Origin of the sequence: Bacillus sp. FSL R5-0593 (assembly GCF_038603755.1) — a bacterium.
Taxonomy (GTDB): domain Bacteria; phylum Bacillota; class Bacilli; order Bacillales; family Bacillaceae; genus Bacillus; species Bacillus velezensis.
This window is the reverse complement of record NZ_CP152011.1, coordinates 935,206-953,692: the sequence shown is the minus strand read 5'-3', so window position 1 is coordinate 953,692 and position 18,487 is coordinate 935,206. Positions and strand designations below refer to the sequence as shown.

The following is an 18,487-nucleotide window of genomic DNA, read 5'->3' as shown; positions in this document are numbered from 1 at the left end:
TTACACCTCAACCTTTCGATTCAGCAGCATAGAGGCCAGCGCGAGACAGAGCGCCGCAAGCACGATCACTGCCAGGAAGCTGAAAAGCGAGATGTGGACGGCCTTCAGCTCCACCGTCCAGCCGGTCAATTTTGTATAGTGAAAATCAAAATCCGCATACACTTTTACCGGCCATAAATCATGTTGAGATGAAGTGAATGGCGTAATGATTTTATCGTCAATATAGGTCCAGACAAACGCAAGCACGATGCAGATCACCCACCGGAGGACGGGAACATGTTTTAATGAGTGAAAAACAGTCCAAAATACGGCCACGATCACAGATACATACGCTGAACTGATCAGCAGGTAAGCATTCAGTCCGGTTAATGTGCCGGCCAGGGGAATGGTGTGTTCCAGCGCTCCTTTTGCAGAAAGCATCCGGTACATCCAAATGCCGTAACCGGTCAGCGCCAGCTGCCCGATCAACTGATACAGCAGTGAGGCCGTCAGCTTGGAAGCCAGCAGATAAAATCCTCCATTCGGATTGTAAAGCCACAGCTGATTTTTTCCTTCTTTATGAAGGTGATAGTACATAAAAAGCGGCGCTACAAGAAATTGAAAAAACCCCATTGCCGTAAAAAAGCCGAAAATGACGAGCGGTTCTTTCTGACGGGCAGCGATGACGTGGGCTGCAAACGCCCAGCAAATCATGCCGCAAAGCCACACCGCGAGCCAAATCCATGAAACTTTCGCATCTTTTTTCAGCAAACCTAAAAACGATGTCATTCTTTCTCTCTCCATTCGGATCAAGTGTATGAGTAACATAGTACACTAGATCATCACGTATTACAATATCTTCAATAAAAAAAAAGACAAATCCGCTCTTACGCAGATTTGCCTTTTCAATTACTTCTTTTTGTTTTTTAAGGAGAGCAGCGCATCACGATAGCTGCTATCCTGCATTTTGCCGCCGCTATCAGGATCGTTTGGTTCCTGATCCGTCTCAGAAGTCTTAAACTTCTGAAGCGCCTGACGGTACACATCATCGCCCATTGTATTCTTTTTCTCACGGGGAGATTCAGATTTTACAACGACGGGAGCATGCTCGGCTGAGCGCTCCTCGGCCGGATCATGCTTTTCCGGCTGTTCGGCTGTAGTGCCGATCGCTTCTCTCTTTTCTTCTTTGACATCCTGTCCTGCAGAAGTGCTGCGGACATTGAATGTGATAAGAAGTGCAATCACAATGACAGCAGCAATAACCGCTATAATAATGGCCATATAACCCTCTCCTTACTGTCGTCCGGCAGTTAGATTACCTGTGACTTGGCTGACACGTCTGCCAAGCGCACGGCCTAATTGAAGGCCTTCTTCCGTCATCAGCACATCGCTGTCAACCGGGCATGTGACGCCCGCACCGTAGTAAGAGCCGTACAGCGCGTTTTCAGGAACGTTGCCGGGAAGTCCGACAACAATCATGCCTTGGTGAAACATAGGAGTGATCAGATTGTGCATTGTCATTTCTAATCCGCCATGTGTTGTCGCCGTCGTACAGAATACGGCGCCGACTTTATCAATCAGCTCGCCTTCAGCCCACAGATAGCCGAGTCTGTCGATCCACGCTTTTAAGCCTGAACTGATGGTGCCAAAGTGTCCCGGGCATCCCCAGATAATGGCATCCATGTCTTTCAGCTTGCGGATGTCTGCTTGATCGACATGGTCGATCAGGACTTCAGCCTCAGCGTTTTCTCGTGCTCCTTCGGCAATGGCTTCAGCAAGGTGTTTTGTATGTTCGCCTTCACTATCGTACACTACGTAAATTTTCATTCAGGAAACCTCCCATTCAGATGATTAAGATTCCTTCACTTCTTTAGGGGCCGGAAGCAATGACAGCTCCTCTTTTTTCTTCGCCCGCTGTTTGTCTTTCCGTACGTCACGCAAGAACAGGCTCAGGACTACGCCGATAACCGCAAAGATCGTCGCCCACATAAACGCGTCATTAATCCCCATAACGTTGGAATTAAGTGAAGCTGTTTTGTAGAGATATGAATAAACGGTTTGTTTCGCCGCATCAAGCGACATGTTCATGTTGACCATTAAATTCGAAACCGCGCTTTGGAACGACTGCATGAAGCTTGGATCAGCCGTGCTCGTTTTATCCGCAATCTGCGAATAGTGCATTGTCGTACGGTTCGTATAAATCGTTGTGATCAAACTTGTTCCGATTGAACCGCTGATCTGGCGGAGCGTGTTGCTCATCGCCGTGCCGTGGCTGTTCAACCGTGCCGGAAGCTGGTTCATTCCGGCTGTCATAACAGGCATCATTAACAGTGACATACCGAATGCGCGGATGGCATAGACAAGCATAATATGCGTGTAAGGTGTGTCAATTGTCAATTTTGTGTACTGGAATGTCGTTGCGACCGTGATGACCAGCCCGATAATCGCAAGCGGTCTCGGACCGATTTTGTCAAACAGAATACCGGAAATCGGCGACATGATCAGCATGACAATCGCGCCCGGCAATAGCAAGAGGCCCGATTGCAGCGCCGTAAAGCCGACTAAGTTTTGCAGGTAAATCGGAAGCAGGAACATTCCTGTGTAAAGCGCAACGGTAATAATGATGTTAATCACACTGGAAAGTGAGAAAATATCATATTTAAATACCCGGAAGTCGAGCATCGGTTTTTCAGAGCGCAATTGCTGAATGACAAACGCGGCAATTGCGATGACACCGACAATGACGGTAGACAGCACGATCGGATCTCCCCAGCCGTCGCTGCCCGCTTCACTGACTCCGTAAAGCAATGAGGCAAATCCGACAATGGATAGAATCGCACCCAAGCTGTCGAGTTTGATTTTTTGCGGTTCCACCAAGTTCTTAAAGAGGAAGAACGCTATGATAATAACGATTGCCCCGATCGGAACAAGGCCGTAGAACATAATGCGCCATGTGTAATGCTCGATGATCCAGCCGGAAAGAGTCGGTCCGACCGCCGGAGCAAACATCATCGCAAGACCGAAAATCCCCATTCCTTTCCCCCTGCTTTCAGGCGGGAAGATAAGCAGAATGGTTGTCATGACCAGCGGCTGCAGGATACCGCCGCCGACCGCCTGAATTAACCGGCCGATCAGCATGGTTGAGAAGTTAGGCGCGATTCCGCAGACTAACGTTCCCGCTGTAAAACAGAACATGGCTACGAGAAAGAGGCTTCTCTGTCCGAACCGGGTAATTAAGAACGCAGATAACGGAATCAAAACACCGTTGACCAGCATGTATCCGGTCGTAAGCCACTGAATCGTCGTCGCACTCACACCGAACTCGGTCATTAAGTGCGGCATCGCCACGTTAAGAAGCGTTTGGTTCAAGATCGCCAGGAATAACCCGGCCATAAGCACAATAAGCAATGTTTTAGGACTTTTTACTTGATTATCTGATTTAGCCACCTAAGACAACCTCCCTTCATGGTTTGATGACTGATCTGTATTATTCAGAGATTTTTACAGATGCGTTCATACCAGGAAGCACCTTGTCAGATGGGTTGCTGAGTGAAATTTTAACAGGAACTTTTTGCGTTACTTTTGTGTAGTTGCCGCTTGAGTTTGAAGAAGGCAGCATATCAAATGTTGAATTTGTCGCATAACCGATTTCTTCTACTGTTCCGTCAAATGTTGTATTAGGGTCGCCGTCAACAATTACGTCTACTTTGTTTCCTACTTCAATGTCTCTAATGTCTGTTTCTTTAATGTTTGCAGTGATGTAAAGGTGTTTCATGTCAATTTCCTGGGCAATTGTCGTACCGGCTTGCACCATTTGGCCGTTTTTCACTTCGTTTTTCACGATTGTTCCATCCATGATGGCTTTTACGTCAGCATTTTGCTGTCCTTTGATTTTTGCAACAACGTCGTTTTTGCTTACTTCTTTCCCCTCATCAAGGTTCCAGTCAGTTACTTTACCCGCAGCAGGAGCTGTGATAGCAGCCATGTCGCCGGCAACTTTTGCTTCATCGGTTTTTACATAGTGTGTGCTTTGATAATAGTAGTAAGCACCTCCGCCTATAATTGCAAGAACAACAATCAAACCGATAATGTTGGTCAGAATTAAACGTCCTCTGTTCATTTTGTTTTCTCCTTTCGTTTCTTCCTCTATCATTTTGTGGAATGATGATAAAAATATGTGGGGATTTTTTTATTTTCCGTTTTTCACTGCACAGCCGTTTGCAAGCTTCGTTAAACTTTCCGCAAGCTTGCGCAGGTACTGCAGTTCAGCGGTATTGAGCTGCCGGTATAAGACCGCCGCTTTTTCGGCATATTGAACAGCAGCTTTCTTTAGAAGTTCTTCCCCCTCTTCGGTTAACTGAATCATAACAACACGCCGGTCGTCGTGATAGTCGCTCCGAACCATTAGGCGGCGCTTATACAGAATATCGGTCATTCTCGTGACAGACGCCGGTTTCAGATCAAGCGACAAAGCCAGCCTTGAAAGCTGCGTGCTTTTGCTCTTATGTATTTTGAACATCAGCAGATACTGCAGCACTGTAATATCAAAAGGTTCAAGAACTGTCTCCAGAATCATTTTCTGCTTTTTGTAAATCGATCTGGAAGTATCAAACAGTTGTTCAAAACTGAGCAAAGCGAGCTCTGATTCAATCACCGTATTTTCACCTCATTCCCTTAATAATAGTTCACAAGATAAAATATTAATAAATGAAAGAAGGTTTGTAAAGAGAAAAGTTTCATTTTTTAAGGATTTTTTTTATGCCGTTTTTTCTCTTTATTTTTAATTTAAAAAAGCCGGGTGAAGAACCGCGGCCGCACGATTCTTCACTCGGCTTTATATTTCATACGATGCTTTGCTTACACCGGCTTCCTCATTTTTAAAAAAGCTTTTCAGCGCTTGAAATACGTCTGATTTCTGTTTCAGGATGTAGTATTTAAATTTATCATCTTTGACATTTTTATAGGCGGACATGAGGGTGGAATGCCTGTTATATTGATTGACCTCACCGTAACAGAACAGGTTCGATTTTTTCATGATGTCATTGACGAGCTTTACGCACCGGGCGTTATCCGAAGTCAGGTTATCTCCGTCTGAAAAATGAAACGGATAGATGTTGTAGCGGGCGGGGTCATATTTTTCATCAATTAATTCAAGAGACTTCCGGTAAACGGAGGAACAGATGGTGCCCCCGCTCTCGCCTTTCGAGAAAAAATCTTCTTCGGACACAACCTTCGCTTCCGTATGGTGGGCGATAAATTCGATATCAACCGTTTCATACTTTGTCCGTAAAAATCGTGTCATCCAAAAAAAGAAGCTCCTCGCCATATACTTTTCCCATACGCCCATCGAACCGCTTGTATCCATCATCGCTAAAACGACAGCTTTCGATTCCGGCTTCGTCACATCATTCCATGTTTTGTATTTCAGATCTTCCGGATAAATAGGGTAAAACGACGGCTTGCCTGTCATGGCGTTTCGTTTATAGGCCGACAGCATCGTCCTTTTCTTATCGATATTCCCTGTCAGCCCGGTTTTCCGGATATCATTGAACTCGATATCGGTATGGACGATATTGTCCCTTTCCTTTTGCTGCAGATTCGGCAGTTCTAATTCCTGAAACAGCGCTTCTTCCAGATCCATCAATGAAACTTCCGCTTCATAATAATCCTCGCCTGCCTGATCGCCGGCTCCCTGGCCTTTTCCGGCCCCCTGCTTTTTATCTGCGCCGTCTCTTGCGACGACATCGCCGACTTCGCTGTCGCCGTCGCCTTGGCCGACATGTTTATTTTTATCATAGTTATAACGGATTTTATATTCATCAAGCGAACGAATCGGGATTTTCACGACATCTTTTCCGTTGGACATAATAATGCTTTCCTCAGTAACAAGGTCCGGAAGGTTGTTTTTTATCGCTTCCTGTACTTTCTTTTGGTGGCGCTGCTGGTCGTCAAAGCCTTTGCGATGGAGGGACCAGTCTTCCTCTGAAATCAAAAAATTTCCGCTGTCATTACGGGACATGAATTCCCCTCCTTAACCGTTATGGTCGTTTTACATGTGTATTCCGGCTTGGTCCTGTTTATGAAACAAGTCCGGCGAAAAGATTTATTTTTATCTTATGCCGGCCGGACTCTCCAATTGACAAACAATTGTGAAAAACAGACAAAAGAACCCGTCCTTTTACAGACGGGCCTCTCAATGAAATCAAACATCAGCGGTTTAACAAGCTTCCGACATACTTCAGCAGTTCATTAGCGCTAGTCGAATTATAGCCGTGTTCATCTATTAACCTTGCCACTACCTCATTGACCTTTTTAAGCTGCTGCTCATCCGGCGTTTTGGTTGAGGTCGTAATTTTCACCACATCTTTTAAGTCTGCGAACAGCTTTTTCTGAATCGCTTCGCGGAGTCTTTCGTGCGAATTATAGTCAAAGCGTTTTCCTTTTCTTGCATAGGCGGATATGCGGATTAAGATTTCTTCGCGGAACGCTTTTTTCGCGTTTTCTGAAATGCCGATCTGCTCTTCAATGGATCTCATCAGTTTTTCGTCAGGATTCATTTCTTCACCCGTCAGCGGATCGCGGAGCTTATTTTTATTGCAGTACGCTTCCACATTATCTAAATAATTGTCCATGAGAGTTTTCGCGGATTCTTCATATGAATAGACGAATGCCTTCTGCACTTCTTTTTTAGCGATGTCATCGTACTCTTTCCTGGCGGCGGAAATAAAATTCATATACCGCTCTTTGTCCTCGGCGGAGATGGACGGATGCTGGTCAAGTCCTTCTTTTAAGGAACGCAGCACGTCAAGCGAATTGATCGATTCCATATTTTTTCTGATAATTGTTGAGGAAATGCGGTTGATGACATAGCGCGGGTCAATTCCGCTCATTCCTTCATCATGGAATTCCTTCTTCATATCCTCAAGATCAACGGAATTGTAACCTTCAACGCTTTCTCCGTCATAGAGCCTCATTTTTTTGACGAGATCAATATCAGAGCGGTTCGGTTCCTTCAGCCGGGTCAAAATAGAAAACATCGCGGCCACTTTTAATGTATGGGGGGCGATGTGTACGTCAGAAACATCACTTTCAGAAATCATTTTTTCATAAATCCGTTCTTCCTCTGACACCTTTAAATTATAAGGAACAGGCATCACGATGATCCTGGAGTGAAGGGCTTCATTTTTCTTATTGGCAATAAACGAGCGGTACTCCGTTTCGTTCGTATGCGCAACAACCAATTCGTCGGCTGAGATGAGCGCAAACCGTCCGGCTTTGAAATTCCCTTCCTGCGTGAGTGACAGAAGGTGCCACAGAAATTTTTCATCGCATTTCAGCATTTCCTGAAACTCCATCATTCCGCGGTTCGCTTTATTTAATTCACCGTCAAACCGATAAGCGCGCGGATCTGATTCTGAGCCGTATTCGGCAATTGTTGAAAAATCAATACTCCCCGTCAAGTCGGCGATATCCTGTGATTTCGGGTCAGACGGGCTGAAGGTTCCGATTCCGGTACGTTTATCCTCAGAGAAGAATATACGTTCAACCTTTACATCCTCAATTCTGCCGCCGTATTCTTCTTCAAGCCGCATGACATTAAGCGGAGAAAGGCTGCCCTCAATTCTGATGCCGTATTCTCTGTAGAAGTCGTCGCGCAGATGATGGGGAATGAGATGGAGAGGATCTTCATGCATCGGGCAGCCTTTAATGGCGTAAACAGCGCCGTTGTCTGTCAATGAGTAGGCTTCAAGCCCTTTTTTCAGCATGGTGACAAGAGTTGACTTTCCGCCGCTGACGGGTCCCATCAATAGTAAAATCCGTTTTCTTACATCGAGCCGCTTGGCAGCCGGGTGAAAGTATTCCTCCACGAGCCGTTCCAGAGATTCCTCAAGGCCGAACAGCTCCCGCGAGAAAAAGCTGTATGTCTTTTTACCGTCATCCTCCTCGATTCCGCTGTCTTTTATCATATTAAAAACGCGAGAATGAGCAGACTGCGCGACCAATGGATTTTCTTTTATGATCTCCAAATAATCAGCGAACGTCCCTTCCCATTTGAGACGCTGCTCTTCCTCTCTGTACTTTTCAATTTTCTTTAATATATCCATAAGAACCTCCTCTATCATGGTTAATGCACTAGAAATAAGGTACTTTGTTACAATCTATGCGGTGACGTGATAATACATGCTTTTCGTTTCTTAAAAATAAAGACGTTACAAGGCCGTCATTGACAAGGGTCCGGTGCACCGTTCATAATGAAAGAAATACAGTTTCATCCAGACTCGGACATCAAATGGAAAAGCAAAGAGGAGGAGAAATGATGAAAACGATCATTTTACTTGGGGTCATTCTCACTTTTTTAGTATCCATTTTTACGGCGGGTTACGACAGCAAACCTGAAAACAAATAACGGCAAAAGGGTGCTCTTTATGAAGAGCACCCTTTCCTGTACAACATAACAATGTTTCATATTTGAATATGTTCTTGGACAGTTGATTTTTCATGAGATTTGCAGCTTGTTTGATACTCGATTTTTTCGATTTTGCAGCCCGGGCCGATTTCCACATGTTTCCCTCTGACGATGTCTGCTTCCGTGTATTCGAGATAAATTGCGTCTCCTTCGATCAATTCAGCAGAAAGCGTGCCGGCTTTCCGTTTAAGAAAACCGGGTTTCCGTCTGACGGTGATCGATGTGCCGCCGATTTCTTTCACGCGGCTTCGGTCATAACGCAAATGGATGTTTACGTCCCCTGCGTTTAACAATCCTGCCACATTGATACATCCTGTTACATGAAGCAGCTCCGTCTCGCAATCGCCGCCGACGGTGAGACTGCCTTTTATATGACACTGCTCTCCCGCGGCCCCGCCGCCAATTTCAGCAAGTCCTTTCAGCCTCATCGTGGCGAAACGCATGGAGCCGCCGACTTTCAATGTGCCCATCACATTTGCTGAACGTGCTGATAAATCTCCTGCAACTTCATGCTCTCCGAAAATTTTCAGCCTGTTGATCTCGGCATCTCCTAGAAAAAGTCCCGTACCGAATATCCGGCAGCGTTCGCTTTGAAGTCCTTCGCCGACAGTTCCTTCCCCTTTAATGCTTACATTTTGGTAGGAGCCGCCGGAGGCGTGTCCGGCTCCGTACATTTTTAAATGACTCAATTTTTTTGTCGTTTCCATCGCAGTTCCTCCTATCGTTTCACGACTTTGTTAACCAAAGCGGAAGGATCACATGTAAAATCGCCGCTGTATTCCACAGTCCCAATGGTGCAGCCTGCGCCGATCCGCACATGATTTCCGCGGACTGTCTTCGCGTTCGTGTCCGCCAATTCAATGATGTCACCTTCAATCAGCTCCGCTGTCAGCACCGGGGCCGGCATCAGCTTAAAACGCGTTAGCACGCTCTTTCTGCTCATCACTTTCAAATGGCGGCATCCGATTTCTTTCACATGGCTTTCTCCCGCCGCCAGCTTAATACTGACTTCATCGGCATTCAGCAGGCCGCCGATCTTGCATTTGCCTTCCGAACGGAACGTCTCTGTCTCGCAATCGCCTTCAATCGCGGCTTTCCCGGATATGAAAATATCATCAGCTTTCACACCGCCGCCGAAAGATGAAAATCCCACGACGTTCAGCCGCTCCGTTTTGACATCACCTTTAATGACACCCGTTCCGTTGATACGGATGGATTCAGCTTCGGCACTGCCGCCAATTTTCCCCGAACCGCTGATCGTCAGCGTTTGCGTCTTGACATGTCCGTCTGTTTTTCCGCTGCCGTTAAACAAAAAGCTCACGCACTCCACATCACCTGACACCGTGCCGCTTCCGTTGATCTCCACTGTATGAAAACGGCCTCCTTTTGAACTTCCTGAACCGTTGATGATTAACTTATCTGTTACTTCCATTGATGGTCCTCCTGCATCCATTTCGTTTTTAATTCTTCCGATGCCGCAGCAAGCGCCACCCGTTCAACCACTTTGACAGTCGGTTCAAATAAAATATGTTCCGCGTCTGCGATGAAGCACGTCGTTACGCCTAGCTTTCGGAGCATGACAAGCTCCGTATTCGCTTTCAGTTCGGAAGCCTCATACGTTTTCAGCACCCCTGCCGCCAATTTTCCTTCCTCAAGGCTGATATTGCCTGATTGCAAAAGTCCTTCAAGCACATATAAAGACAGCAGCGCGCGGGACGTGAATGTCACACCGTCTTCGCCATAAACTTGCAGCGCGGCTTTTGAAATCAGTCCCTTTTGAAGCAGTTCCGCAGACGTTATATTGACATCAGTCATTTGCGGAGACAGCATTTCTCTCATTTCATCCAAAGACAAATTTTCTTTCATTTTCTGTATTTTTGAGATACGTTTTAATATTTCCGCTCTCGGAAAAAATGTTTCCTGGCCTGTAAATGTTGATTTTCGGATAAACCATTCTTCAGGGATTAAATTTTTCCGTTTCCAGCGGTACAGCTGCCCGTATGAAATTGATGTTTCTTCCAGCAATTCTTTTTTAGAAATCAGTTGTTCCTCCATGAATCCAGCTCCTTCGATGAATGTATTGTAACATAACACTGTTACGTTGTTAAGCCTGGAATTATAAAAATGCCGTGAACAGCTGCTGTCCGTCTTTTTTATTCAATAAAAAAACGCCCGGATGCGGGCGTTTTTTCTCACGTCAAATCTCTGTAATTTTGCTGGCGCAGCGCTTCATATACAAGAATCGCGGCCGTGTTGGACAGGTTTAATGATCTCACATGCTCGGTCATCGGCAGACGCAGGCAGCGGTCCATATTGTTTTCGATCAATTCTTTCGGAAGTCCGCTCGTTTCTCTGCCGAATACGAAGAAAAAGTCTTCCTCCGTATTTGAGTAATCAAATGATGTGTGCGGCTTTTGGCCGAATTTTGTAATGAAGAAAAACTTTCCGTTCTCATATGCCTCAAATAACTCTTCCAATGAATCATGATATACGACGTTGACGAACTCCCAATAATCGAGTCCGGCGCGCTTCAGCATTTTATCATCGGTTGAGAATCCGAGCGGGCGGATCAAATGAAGCGTTGTGTCTGTTGCCGCACAAGTACGTGCGATATTTCCCGTATTGGCCGGGATTTCGGGTTGATATAAAACGACATGTAATGCCACGATGTTCACCTCTGTTTTTTATTCCGCCCACCATTATATCATTAATTACTCTTTTGTCGTATCATCCGTAATATGAAAAAACGCATATCTGATGGAAGGAGTATACGCCGTTGAATCCTCATATGACCAATATCTCATTCTGCTGTCATACGTTTGGGCATTGACAAGCGGCATATTGCTTTTATCTTTCGCGACCACGATCGCCGTATGATTAAAACGGCCGTCCCCTTCAAAATCATAGCAAATGATATCTCCGGGCATCAGTTCTTCAGCTCTTGATACTTGCACCGCGCGAAGCCCTGCCTTGGATTGGGCCAGATACATCTTCATCGAATGCGCGACCGTCCAGCTGTAGCTCCACGAGCTTGCCTTCATCCACCAGCCTGAGCCTCTGTTCGGATGCCCCCGCATCGGTGCTTTTCCGGCATGTAAACATTGGGAAATAAAATTGGTGCAGTTGTCGCTGAAATTTTTATAAGCGGGATTTCGTTTATTCCAAAACTTCTCCGCGTACTGCACGGCAGCCAGACGGTCGTATTGAAACGCCCGCCCGAAATCTTCCCGTTCACTCCGCTCATATTCAATTACGCTGTTTCCGTCAGAAAATCCCGCCGGTTTTTTCTTTACTTCCCGGTCTTTAATCAAAAGCTGATCATAGAGAAATGCAGTCCGTTCCTCAATCTGCTCTTCTAAGTAAAGGTGTCCGTCATGCTCCTTGCACAAATATTCGAAATGAATCGTGTACATGACGCATAACGTGCCGTCGTCCTCAAGGCTGCTTTTGACAATGACGGCTTTTGCCTTCGCTTTCACGATGTCAACTTTCCGTTTTTCAAACAGCTCTTTTTTTCTCGTCAGGACCTCAAGATCGCCGGGCTGCCCATTGTGCCTCATCTCGGTTCCGTTGATTAAATAATGAAGCCGGGCCTCCGCTAAATCTTCAATAATATGCTTCAAGCGCTCCACCCACCATACTGTTTTATAAAGAAAAAACACTTGAACTCACGCCAAGTGCTTTTTCTCTATACATATGTCAGGACCGGCCGGTTTTAGTCTTATCAGAAACCGATAACAGCTCCAGTCCCTTTTCAATTTCCCGTATAGCTTCCTCATCCTGCTCCTTTTGAAGCGCTTTTTCTAATTCCCCCGCATAATCAGGATCACCGATTTTCCCGATGGCCCAGGCGGCCGTCCCCCTGATAACGGGGCGCGGATCTTGGTGCATCAAGGCCGTTAATTCCGGAAGAGACGAGGCATCTTTAAAATGAGCCAAAGCTAAAATCGCATTCCGCTGTATCGGCTTCTTGCCGCGCCATGATCCCGATACATGTCCGAATTTTTCTTTGAATTCGCGGTTGCTTATGGTCAAAAGCGGCTTTAACAGCGGCTTTGCGATTTCCGGATCAGGCTCCATCTGCGGATGAAGATGAAAATCTTTCCCCTTATTAATCGGACAGACCGTCTGGCACGTGTCACAGCCATACAGACGGTTTCCGATTTTCGTGCGGAACTCATCCGGCAAAAATCCCTTTGTCTGGGTCAGGAACGAAATACAGCGCTGGGCGTTAAGCTGTCCGGGATTGACGAGCGCGCCGGTCGGACACGCGTCTAAACATTTTGTGCACGTACCGCACATATCTTCAATCGGCACATCCGGTTCAAAGGGCAGATTGGTGATCATTTCAGCCAGATAGACGTAAGAGCCGTATTCAGGCGTGGTGATCATGCAGTTTTTGGCGCTGAAGCCGATTCCCGCCCTTTCAGCCACGGCCCTGTCGGACAATTCCCCTGTATCCACCATTGACTTTGTGCGGATATCCTCATGTTTGCTTTGGAGAAAATTCTCCAGCAGATCAAGCTTTTCCCTCAGCACGTCATGATAATCCTTCCCCCAGGAAGCTCTGCAAAAAATGCCGCGCCGCCCGTCCCTCGTGCTCCTCGGCGCATCTTTCATTTTGGAAGGATAAGCAAGGGCGATGGCGACGATTGATTTGGCTTTCGGGAGAAGCAAAGACGGTGTAACCCGTTTTTCAATATCCGGCTCTTCAAACCCGGATAAATAGCCGAGTGATTCCTGAAGAATCAGCCGGTCCCGCAGACTGTCGAACGTATCAGCCGTCGTAAACCCGATTTTGTCGACTCCGATGCTTTTGGCGTATTCGATTAATTCCTCTTTCAGTTTATGAATATTCATTTTTTGCACAGCCTCCTTTCTTTGTGATCAGGCTCCCGCACAGGTATAATAGAGTTTTATCATCCCGAAATGGAGTGAACACACTTGAACATCAATTTAGATCCACTTATTGCTGAACGGGTGCCGGGGATCAAAGCGGCAGCCGTCTTATATGAACAGATCGAAGTCGGGCCTGCTCCGCAAATGCTGAAAGGCCGCCTCCGTTTATTTCAAGAATCTCTTTACTTTGATTATGCTGACGGGGGTATAGAAGAGCAGCCTTTTGTAAAAGAGTGGGCGCGTATAATGGAACAGCTCAGCCCCGCCTTTTCAGGACAAAAAACGCCGATGGAGCTTATGCTCGGCGATATTTCCCGGGAACGATTCATTGAAAGTGTGAATTCAGCCCATGATACCATACTTTTTTTCTCCTTGAAATATTCATTGCCTATCATGGCGTATGATGCCGCAGAAATAGATCAACCAATTTCAATTACGATCGGAGAAAAAGAAAGCGTACTGTCTTTCTCCGGCCCGGACGGCGTTTTCGGCGACTTCACCGGACATATCAATACACGCCCTGTCACGCCCGGCACAAAGAAAATGCTGCAGCTGATCTTTTTCCCGCCTTCATTTCATGCCGACGCGGCGGATGAGCTGCTATCATCCTTAACAAAAATGTTTGAACAAATTCACGGAGGCACGCATACCGTCTCTTGGCTTTCATAAAAAGACACGCCTTCGTGTCTTTTTTCACATAAAAAAACGCAATACTTCGTTTATCAGAGAAACGAAACACTGCGTTAATAACGTATGTATGGAGCGGGTGATGAGAATCGAACTCACGACATCAGCTTGGAAGGCTGAGGTTTTACCACTAAACTACACCCGCATTAAAATTATTTTTTGTCAGTACCGATTTGATGTTTCTAATATTACATGTTTATTTTTTTTTCGTCAAGGGAATGTTAAAAAATTTGTCGAAAAAAATTCTTTTTTTGTCCACATGTTAAGTTGGGTTTACATTTTGTTAAGAGTCTCATACAATATAAAAAAGAAGAAAACTTGAGGTACGCCTGATGATGAAAAATAAAGTAAAAGAGCTGAGAGCCAGATTCGGCTATTCTCAGGAAACGCTCGGAAAAGAAGCCGGAGCCACCAGACAGACGATTGCAGCGATTGAAAAAGGAGATTATGTGCCTTCACTTTTATTGGCGCTTAACATCTGCCGGGCTTTCTCCCTGCCGATGGAGGAAGTTTTCTGGCTGGAGGAGGAGAAAAAATGAGTTTGAAAAGAAAAGCGTGTTTTCACCTTGCACTCTACGGATTGGCCTGCTGGACACTTATTTCCTTTATGGAAGCGGCGCCGCGGATCGCTCAGTTTTTCCAAACGGAGGGGAGCGGTTCATTTGAGCTGAATATCACGCCGTTTCTGCTGTTTACCGTTTGTGCCGCATTGTATATCTATGCCGAAAAGAAAAAACGGAACGGCAAAAAGCACAGGCTTGTGCCCGATGAATTTGAGGAACAGGATGAAAGAGAACGAATGATGACGGCTAAAGCTTGCCGTTCCTCGTATATCGCCGTTTACTTCTCATTGCCGGCCGCAGCCGTTCTGCTTTTGTTTTATCCGCTGATTCAGCCGCATCTACCCTTTTTTCCGATTCTTTTGATTTTCATTCTGATGATGATTCAGCATTTGGCTTATGTTTTCACTTTTCATAAGCACGGCAAAAACTCCGGTTCATGACAGATCCGGAGTTTTTTACATTACCAGCTCGCTTTTTTCACCCCGGGAATCCGGCCTTTATGCGCCAGCTCCCTGAATGCGATTCTGGACAATTTAAATTTTCTCATATATCCGCGGGGCCGCCCCGTCACCGTACAGCGGTTATGAAGCCTGGCCGGAGCAGAATCACGCGGCAGTTTGCCCAGCGCTTCCCAGTCTCCTTTTGCCTTTAATTCTCTTCGGATGTCCGCATATTGTTCAACAAGCTTCTGCCGCTTGAGCTCTTTGATCACTTTTGATTTTTTTGCCATTTCAGCACTCCTAACAAATCGTAATAATTACGTTTTGTATCATACCATCCATATGAACATCATGCAAGCTAAGCGCTTAAAAAGGCGAGTGAATACCCGCCTTCACTGCCGGCATTTCCCCGGAAATGAATCCGCAGAAAGCGTCCGCCGTCAATTATCCGCCTTGCGACGTCATCAGACTGTCGCTTTATTTCCTCTTGCAAAATGGTCGTTTCCCATTGCTTCACCCAGTCTGCGCTCAAGCTTTTTAGTCCGTTCATTCTGAAACGGCAGAAGCGGAAACACGAGTTCAGCCAGATAATAAGCTTCTTCCAGATGCGGGTAGCCTGAAAAGATAAACGTCTCAATGCCGAGTGCCTGATACTCTAAAATTCGAGCAGCGACAGTCTGCGGATCACCGACAAGCGCCGTGCCCGCTCCGCCTCTGACCAGTCCGATGCCGGCCCAGAGATTCGGGCTGATCTCAAGCTTCGAGCGGTCACCGTTATGGAGATCGGCCATCCGTTTTTGTCCCGAAGAATCAGCGCGCCGAAGCGCAGCCTGCGCTTTCGCAATCGTCTCTTCGTCTAAGTGGCTGATTAATCGATCAGCCGCTTCCCATGCCTCTTCCTCAGTCTCCCGGACAATCACGTGAAGTCTGATGCCAAAACGCATCGTCCTTCCTTCCTTGGCAGCCTGTTTTTTAACGGTTTCAATCTTTTCTTTTACCTGCTCCGGCGGCTCTCCCCATGTTAAATAGACATCTGTATGTTTCGCCGCAGCTTCAATTCCCGCCTGTGATGAACCGCCGAAATATAATGGCGGATGCGGAGACTGCTTTGGCGGAAACAGCAGATTGCTGTTTTCCACTTTGATATGGTCCCCTTCATATGTCACCGTTTCGCCCCGCATGAGTCCGCGCCAGACGGTTAAAAATTCTTCAGTCGCCTTATAACGTTCATCGTGGCTGATAAACATGCCGTCTCCCGCCAGTTCATAAGGATCTCCGCCCGCTACGACATTTACGAGCAAACGGCCGTCTGACAGCCGATCCATTGTCGACGCCATTCTCGCGGCGACAGACGGTTGCATCAGTCCCGGACGGACCGCCACTAAAAATTTTAAGTCACTCGTTTCCCCCGCTAAAGCGGCAGCCGTCAGCCACGGGTCTTCACATGATCTCCCCGTCGGCAGCAGAACTCCCGTATACCCGAGTCTGTCCGCCGCCTGTGCCACTTGCTTAAAATAAAGATGATCCGCCGTTCTCCCTCCCGTTTGCGTCCCTAAATACCGGCCGTCACCATGCGTCGGAATAAACCAAAGAATCTCCATATGAATCTCTCCTTTTTTAATAGGTTACCCTTCATAACTGTTCCGCCATTTTAATAGTTTCCGTTCGAGCATTCTGACCAATGCATCTGTCAGCTTGCCGACAGCCGCAAAAATGATAATGCCGACAAACACCTTATTTGTCTGTGAAAATTGTCTGGCATCCATAATCATATAACCGACGCCCTCGCTCGATCCCATCAGTTCCGCCACCACGAGACCGAGCCACGCAATGCCTAGAGAGAGCCTGATGCCGAGCAGGATATTCGGCAGAGATGCCGGAAGAATTAATTTCGTCATCTGCTGATACCAGTTAAATTCCAGCACCCGCGCGACGTCAAACAGCTTCGCGTCCACACTGCGGATTCCGAGAAACGTATTAATGTACACGGGGAAAAATGCCCCTAATGCGATCAGCAGAATTTTTGATGTCTCATCAAACCCGAACCACAAAATAAACAGAGGAGTCACGGCCAAGTGCGGAACCGTTCTGAGCATTTGAAGAGACGGATCTAGATATGCTTCCGTCCGCTTTGAGAAACCGACCAGCAGCCCGAAAACAAGGCCGAGGCCCGCGCCAAGCAGAAATCCGGCAGCAGCCCTGTATAAACTGATCTCTAAATGACCCCAAAGTTCACCTGAAAGAAGAAGTTCCTGAAACGTCTGCAAGATGACGACAGGTGACGGGAGCACCGTGGCCGAGACGATGCCCAGACTTGCGATAACCTGCCATACTGCGATGACCGCAGCCGGGAGTACAACCCCTTTCATCCATTGGTATGAATACTTCCGGGATCTTGCCAGAGCTTTCTCTTCTGATTGGCTTATTGCGCCGGCAGCCGTTGATGCTTCTGCTTTCATTACTTGCCATCCCCCGTTTCAAGCGCTTTTTTAATAAATGAATTGTCGACAACGTCTTTTACATGAATTTTCTTATGAATCGCTTTTGTTTGATATTGAAAATCAGCGGTTTCCTGCTGGGCTTTGACAATATCATCATTGATCGGTTCATTGAGAGGCTCAGTATTGTTAAGCACGTTTCTGACGACTTTCAGATCAAGATGTTTGATTTTCGCATATAAGGAGACAGCTTCATCTTTGTGTTCCTTTTGCCATGCAACTGCTTTATTGAACACTTTCAGAAAACGGACCACCTCATCCGGGTGTTCTTTGGAAAATCCCGTTCTGACTAACGTGAAACCGGGAGAATATAAATCTGTGCTTTCTCCGTTCGCCAATATTTCCGCCCCGTGCTGCAGCGTTTCAATCGACAAATACGGCTCCCAAATGGACCATGCGTCAACTGATTTGTTTTCAAAAGCGGAAACCGCCTCATCAGGCTGAAGCTGGATGATGGTGACGTCATCGGCGGAAAGCCCCGCTTTATCTAAAGCTTTATAGAGAAAATCAAAGCCGCTGCTGCCTTTGGCTACAGCGATTTTTTTACCTTTCAATTCTTTCAGGCTCTGAATCCCGCTGCCCTTGTTTACGAGAATGCCGTTTGCCTTTAACCCGTCCTGAGACAGCCCGATCTCTTTAAAATCAATTCCAGCCGCCTGACCGGAAATGACCGGTGAATTGCCGACCTGGGAAAAATCAAGCTTATCGGCGGCAAGACCTTCAAATTGCGGAGGACCGCTTTGGAATTCGACCCATTTTACTTTTATTCCGTCTTTTTTGAAGGCCTCTTCAAACCAGCCTTTTTCCTTGGCAATGAGAAGCGGGCTTAAACTCTGCTGGATGCCGATCCGGATTTCTTTCACCGTTTTCCCGCTCCCCCCTGTCCTGTCTGCACTGCATCCGGCTGACATCATGACTGCTGCGGCTAAAAGAATGATGATTTTTTTCACTTCA

Annotated in this window: 21 protein-coding genes and 1 tRNA gene; 3 read left to right on the top strand and 19 right to left on the bottom strand. The window is 46.6% G+C overall.

The window, feature by feature from the left end; genetic code table 11:
• The 14 genes from NYE36_RS04725 to queG all read right to left on the bottom strand — a co-directional run bounded on the left by NYE36_RS04725 (nucleotide 1) and on the right by queG (nucleotide 13,306).
• Nucleotides 1-768, bottom strand: coding sequence for a hypothetical protein (locus NYE36_RS04725; RefSeq protein ID WP_265451306.1), 768 nt, complete (start codon nucleotides 766-768; stop codon nucleotides 1-3).
• Nucleotides 769-888: 120 nt separating this feature from the next.
• Nucleotides 889-1,260, bottom strand: coding sequence for a hypothetical protein (locus NYE36_RS04720; RefSeq protein WP_003155385.1), 372 nt, complete (start codon nucleotides 1,258-1,260; stop codon nucleotides 889-891).
• Nucleotides 1,261-1,272: 12 nt separating this feature from the next.
• On the bottom strand, nucleotides 1,273-1,806 hold the full coding sequence (locus NYE36_RS04715; RefSeq protein ID WP_003155386.1) for an NAD(P)H-dependent oxidoreductase: 534 nt from the start codon (nucleotides 1,804-1,806) through the stop codon (nucleotides 1,273-1,275).
• Between the two features lie 24 nt (nucleotides 1,807-1,830).
• Entirely contained in the window at nucleotides 1,831-3,426 is a 1,596-nt protein-coding gene (locus tag NYE36_RS04710) for an MFS transporter (protein WP_003155387.1), read from the bottom strand.
• A 40-nt stretch (nucleotides 3,427-3,466) separates the two neighbouring features.
• The gene (locus NYE36_RS04705) at nucleotides 3,467-4,132 is read right to left on the bottom strand and encodes an HlyD family secretion protein (protein WP_007610259.1); all 666 of its coding nucleotides are present in this window, start codon (nucleotides 4,130-4,132) and stop codon (nucleotides 3,467-3,469) included.
• Between the two features lie 36 nt (nucleotides 4,133-4,168).
• Nucleotides 4,169-4,633: a MarR family transcriptional regulator gene (locus tag NYE36_RS04700; RefSeq protein ID WP_003155389.1), complete on the bottom strand. Its 465-nt coding sequence runs from the start codon at nucleotides 4,631-4,633 to the stop codon at nucleotides 4,169-4,171.
• Nucleotides 4,634-4,813: 180 nt separating this feature from the next.
• The gene (gene yhbH / locus NYE36_RS04695) at nucleotides 4,814-5,998 is read right to left on the bottom strand and encodes a sporulation protein YhbH (protein ID WP_007408433.1); all 1,185 of its coding nucleotides are present in this window, start codon (nucleotides 5,996-5,998) and stop codon (nucleotides 4,814-4,816) included.
• A 190-nt stretch (nucleotides 5,999-6,188) separates the two neighbouring features.
• Nucleotides 6,189-8,084, bottom strand: coding sequence for a serine/threonine protein kinase PrkA (gene prkA / locus NYE36_RS04690; RefSeq protein ID WP_003155391.1), 1,896 nt, complete (start codon nucleotides 8,082-8,084; stop codon nucleotides 6,189-6,191).
• Between the two features lie 358 nt (nucleotides 8,085-8,442).
• Complete coding sequence (locus tag NYE36_RS04685) at nucleotides 8,443-9,153, bottom strand: hypothetical protein (RefSeq protein ID WP_039252241.1); 711 nt, start codon at nucleotides 9,151-9,153, stop codon at nucleotides 8,443-8,445.
• A gap of 11 nt (nucleotides 9,154-9,164) precedes the next feature.
• Nucleotides 9,165-9,878: a polymer-forming cytoskeletal protein gene (locus tag NYE36_RS04680; protein WP_094032145.1), complete on the bottom strand. Its 714-nt coding sequence runs from the start codon at nucleotides 9,876-9,878 to the stop codon at nucleotides 9,165-9,167.
• On the bottom strand, nucleotides 9,869-10,501 hold the full coding sequence (locus NYE36_RS04675; protein WP_015417094.1) for a YhbD family protein: 633 nt from the start codon (nucleotides 10,499-10,501) through the stop codon (nucleotides 9,869-9,871). The genes NYE36_RS04680 and NYE36_RS04675 overlap by 10 nt, the downstream gene beginning before the upstream one ends.
• A 137-nt stretch (nucleotides 10,502-10,638) precedes the next feature.
• Nucleotides 10,639-11,121 (bottom strand): tRNA (uridine(34)/cytosine(34)/5-carboxymethylaminomethyluridine(34)-2'-O)-methyltransferase TrmL, encoded by a 483-nt coding sequence (trmL, locus tag NYE36_RS04670; RefSeq protein WP_007610253.1) that lies wholly within the window; start codon nucleotides 11,119-11,121, stop codon nucleotides 10,639-10,641.
• Nucleotides 11,122-11,157: 36 nt separating this feature from the next.
• Nucleotides 11,158-12,069 carry an amidase domain-containing protein gene (locus NYE36_RS04665; RefSeq protein ID WP_012117141.1) on the bottom strand — a complete coding sequence of 304 codons (912 nt, stop codon included), beginning with the start codon at nucleotides 12,067-12,069 and terminating at the stop codon, nucleotides 11,158-11,160.
• A gap of 76 nt (nucleotides 12,070-12,145) precedes the next feature.
• Nucleotides 12,146-13,306, bottom strand: coding sequence for a tRNA epoxyqueuosine(34) reductase QueG (queG, locus tag NYE36_RS04660; RefSeq protein WP_015239452.1), 1,161 nt, complete (start codon nucleotides 13,304-13,306; stop codon nucleotides 12,146-12,148).
• A gap of 84 nt (nucleotides 13,307-13,390) precedes the next feature.
• On the opposite strand from queG, the gene NYE36_RS04655 reads away from it, so the two are divergent.
• The gene (locus NYE36_RS04655; protein WP_042634991.1) at nucleotides 13,391-14,014 is read left to right on the top strand and encodes a hypothetical protein; all 624 of its coding nucleotides are present in this window, start codon (nucleotides 13,391-13,393) and stop codon (nucleotides 14,012-14,014) included.
• A gap of 89 nt (nucleotides 14,015-14,103) precedes the next feature.
• Here NYE36_RS04655 and NYE36_RS04650 read toward each other — a convergent pair.
• Nucleotides 14,104-14,177, bottom strand: a tRNA-Gly gene (locus tag NYE36_RS04650).
• 190 nt (nucleotides 14,178-14,367) lie between these two features.
• On the opposite strand from NYE36_RS04650, the gene NYE36_RS04645 reads away from it, so the two are divergent.
• Nucleotides 14,368-14,571: a helix-turn-helix transcriptional regulator gene (locus NYE36_RS04645; protein ID WP_003155407.1), complete on the top strand. Its 204-nt coding sequence runs from the start codon at nucleotides 14,368-14,370 to the stop codon at nucleotides 14,569-14,571.
• Nucleotides 14,568-15,035, top strand: coding sequence for a hypothetical protein (locus tag NYE36_RS04640; RefSeq protein ID WP_012117138.1), 468 nt, complete (start codon nucleotides 14,568-14,570; stop codon nucleotides 15,033-15,035). The genes NYE36_RS04645 and NYE36_RS04640 overlap by 4 nt, the downstream gene beginning before the upstream one ends.
• A 20-nt stretch (nucleotides 15,036-15,055) precedes the next feature.
• On the opposite strand, the gene rpsN is transcribed toward NYE36_RS04640, so the two are convergent.
• The 4 genes from rpsN to NYE36_RS04620 form a co-directional block, all read right to left on the bottom strand.
• Complete coding sequence (gene rpsN / locus NYE36_RS04635) at nucleotides 15,056-15,325, bottom strand: 30S ribosomal protein S14 (RefSeq protein WP_015239450.1); 270 nt, start codon at nucleotides 15,323-15,325, stop codon at nucleotides 15,056-15,058.
• Between the two features lie 174 nt (nucleotides 15,326-15,499).
• Nucleotides 15,500-16,636: an FMNH2-dependent alkanesulfonate monooxygenase gene (gene ssuD, locus NYE36_RS04630; RefSeq protein WP_015417089.1), complete on the bottom strand. Its 1,137-nt coding sequence runs from the start codon at nucleotides 16,634-16,636 to the stop codon at nucleotides 15,500-15,502.
• A gap of 24 nt (nucleotides 16,637-16,660) precedes the next feature.
• Nucleotides 16,661-17,494: an ABC transporter permease gene (locus tag NYE36_RS04625; RefSeq protein ID WP_064115718.1), complete on the bottom strand. Its 834-nt coding sequence runs from the start codon at nucleotides 17,492-17,494 to the stop codon at nucleotides 16,661-16,663.
• Nucleotides 17,494-18,483, bottom strand: a complete 990-nt coding sequence (locus NYE36_RS04620) for an aliphatic sulfonate ABC transporter substrate-binding protein (RefSeq protein WP_064115717.1) — start codon at nucleotides 18,481-18,483, stop codon at nucleotides 17,494-17,496. Before NYE36_RS04620 ends, NYE36_RS04625 begins: the two co-directional genes overlap by 1 nt.
• Nucleotides 18,484-18,487 lie beyond the last annotated feature (4 nt).

What these genes read in the sequence shown, in the direction of transcription:
- ssuD (WP_015417089.1), bottom strand. Translation starts at nt 16,636, where the DNA reads ATGGAGATTCTTTGGTTTATTCCGACGCATGGTGACGGCCGGTATTTA.
- NYE36_RS04720 (WP_003155385.1), bottom strand. Translation starts at nt 1,260, where the DNA reads ATGGCCATTATTATAGCGGTTATTGCTGCTGTCATTGTGATTGCACTT.
- NYE36_RS04680 (WP_094032145.1), bottom strand. Translation starts at nt 9,878, where the DNA reads ATGGAAGTAACAGATAAGTTAATCATCAACGGTTCAGGAAGTTCAAAA.
- NYE36_RS04645 (WP_003155407.1), top strand. Translation starts at nt 14,368, where the DNA reads ATGAAAAATAAAGTAAAAGAGCTGAGAGCCAGATTCGGCTATTCTCAG.
- NYE36_RS04685 (WP_039252241.1), bottom strand. Translation starts at nt 9,153, where the DNA reads ATGGAAACGACAAAAAAATTGAGTCATTTAAAAATGTACGGAGCCGGA.
- yhbH (WP_007408433.1), bottom strand. Translation starts at nt 5,998, where the DNA reads ATGTCCCGTAATGACAGCGGAAATTTTTTGATTTCAGAGGAAGACTGG.
- NYE36_RS04625 (WP_064115718.1), bottom strand. Translation starts at nt 17,494, where the DNA reads ATGAAAGCAGAAGCATCAACGGCTGCCGGCGCAATAAGCCAATCAGAA.
- NYE36_RS04725 (WP_265451306.1), bottom strand. Translation starts at nt 768, where the DNA reads ATGACATCGTTTTTAGGTTTGCTGAAAAAAGATGCGAAAGTTTCATGG.
- NYE36_RS04640 (WP_012117138.1), top strand. Translation starts at nt 14,568, where the DNA reads ATGAGTTTGAAAAGAAAAGCGTGTTTTCACCTTGCACTCTACGGATTG.
- prkA (WP_003155391.1), bottom strand. Translation starts at nt 8,084, where the DNA reads ATGGATATATTAAAGAAAATTGAAAAGTACAGAGAGGAAGAGCAGCGT.
- NYE36_RS04715 (WP_003155386.1), bottom strand. Translation starts at nt 1,806, where the DNA reads ATGAAAATTTACGTAGTGTACGATAGTGAAGGCGAACATACAAAACAC.
- NYE36_RS04675 (WP_015417094.1), bottom strand. Translation starts at nt 10,501, where the DNA reads ATGGAGGAACAACTGATTTCTAAAAAAGAATTGCTGGAAGAAACATCA.
- queG (WP_015239452.1), bottom strand. Translation starts at nt 13,306, where the DNA reads ATGAATATTCATAAACTGAAAGAGGAATTAATCGAATACGCCAAAAGC.
- NYE36_RS04705 (WP_007610259.1), bottom strand. Translation starts at nt 4,132, where the DNA reads ATGATAGAGGAAGAAACGAAAGGAGAAAACAAAATGAACAGAGGACGT.
- rpsN (WP_015239450.1), bottom strand. Translation starts at nt 15,325, where the DNA reads ATGGCAAAAAAATCAAAAGTGATCAAAGAGCTCAAGCGGCAGAAGCTT.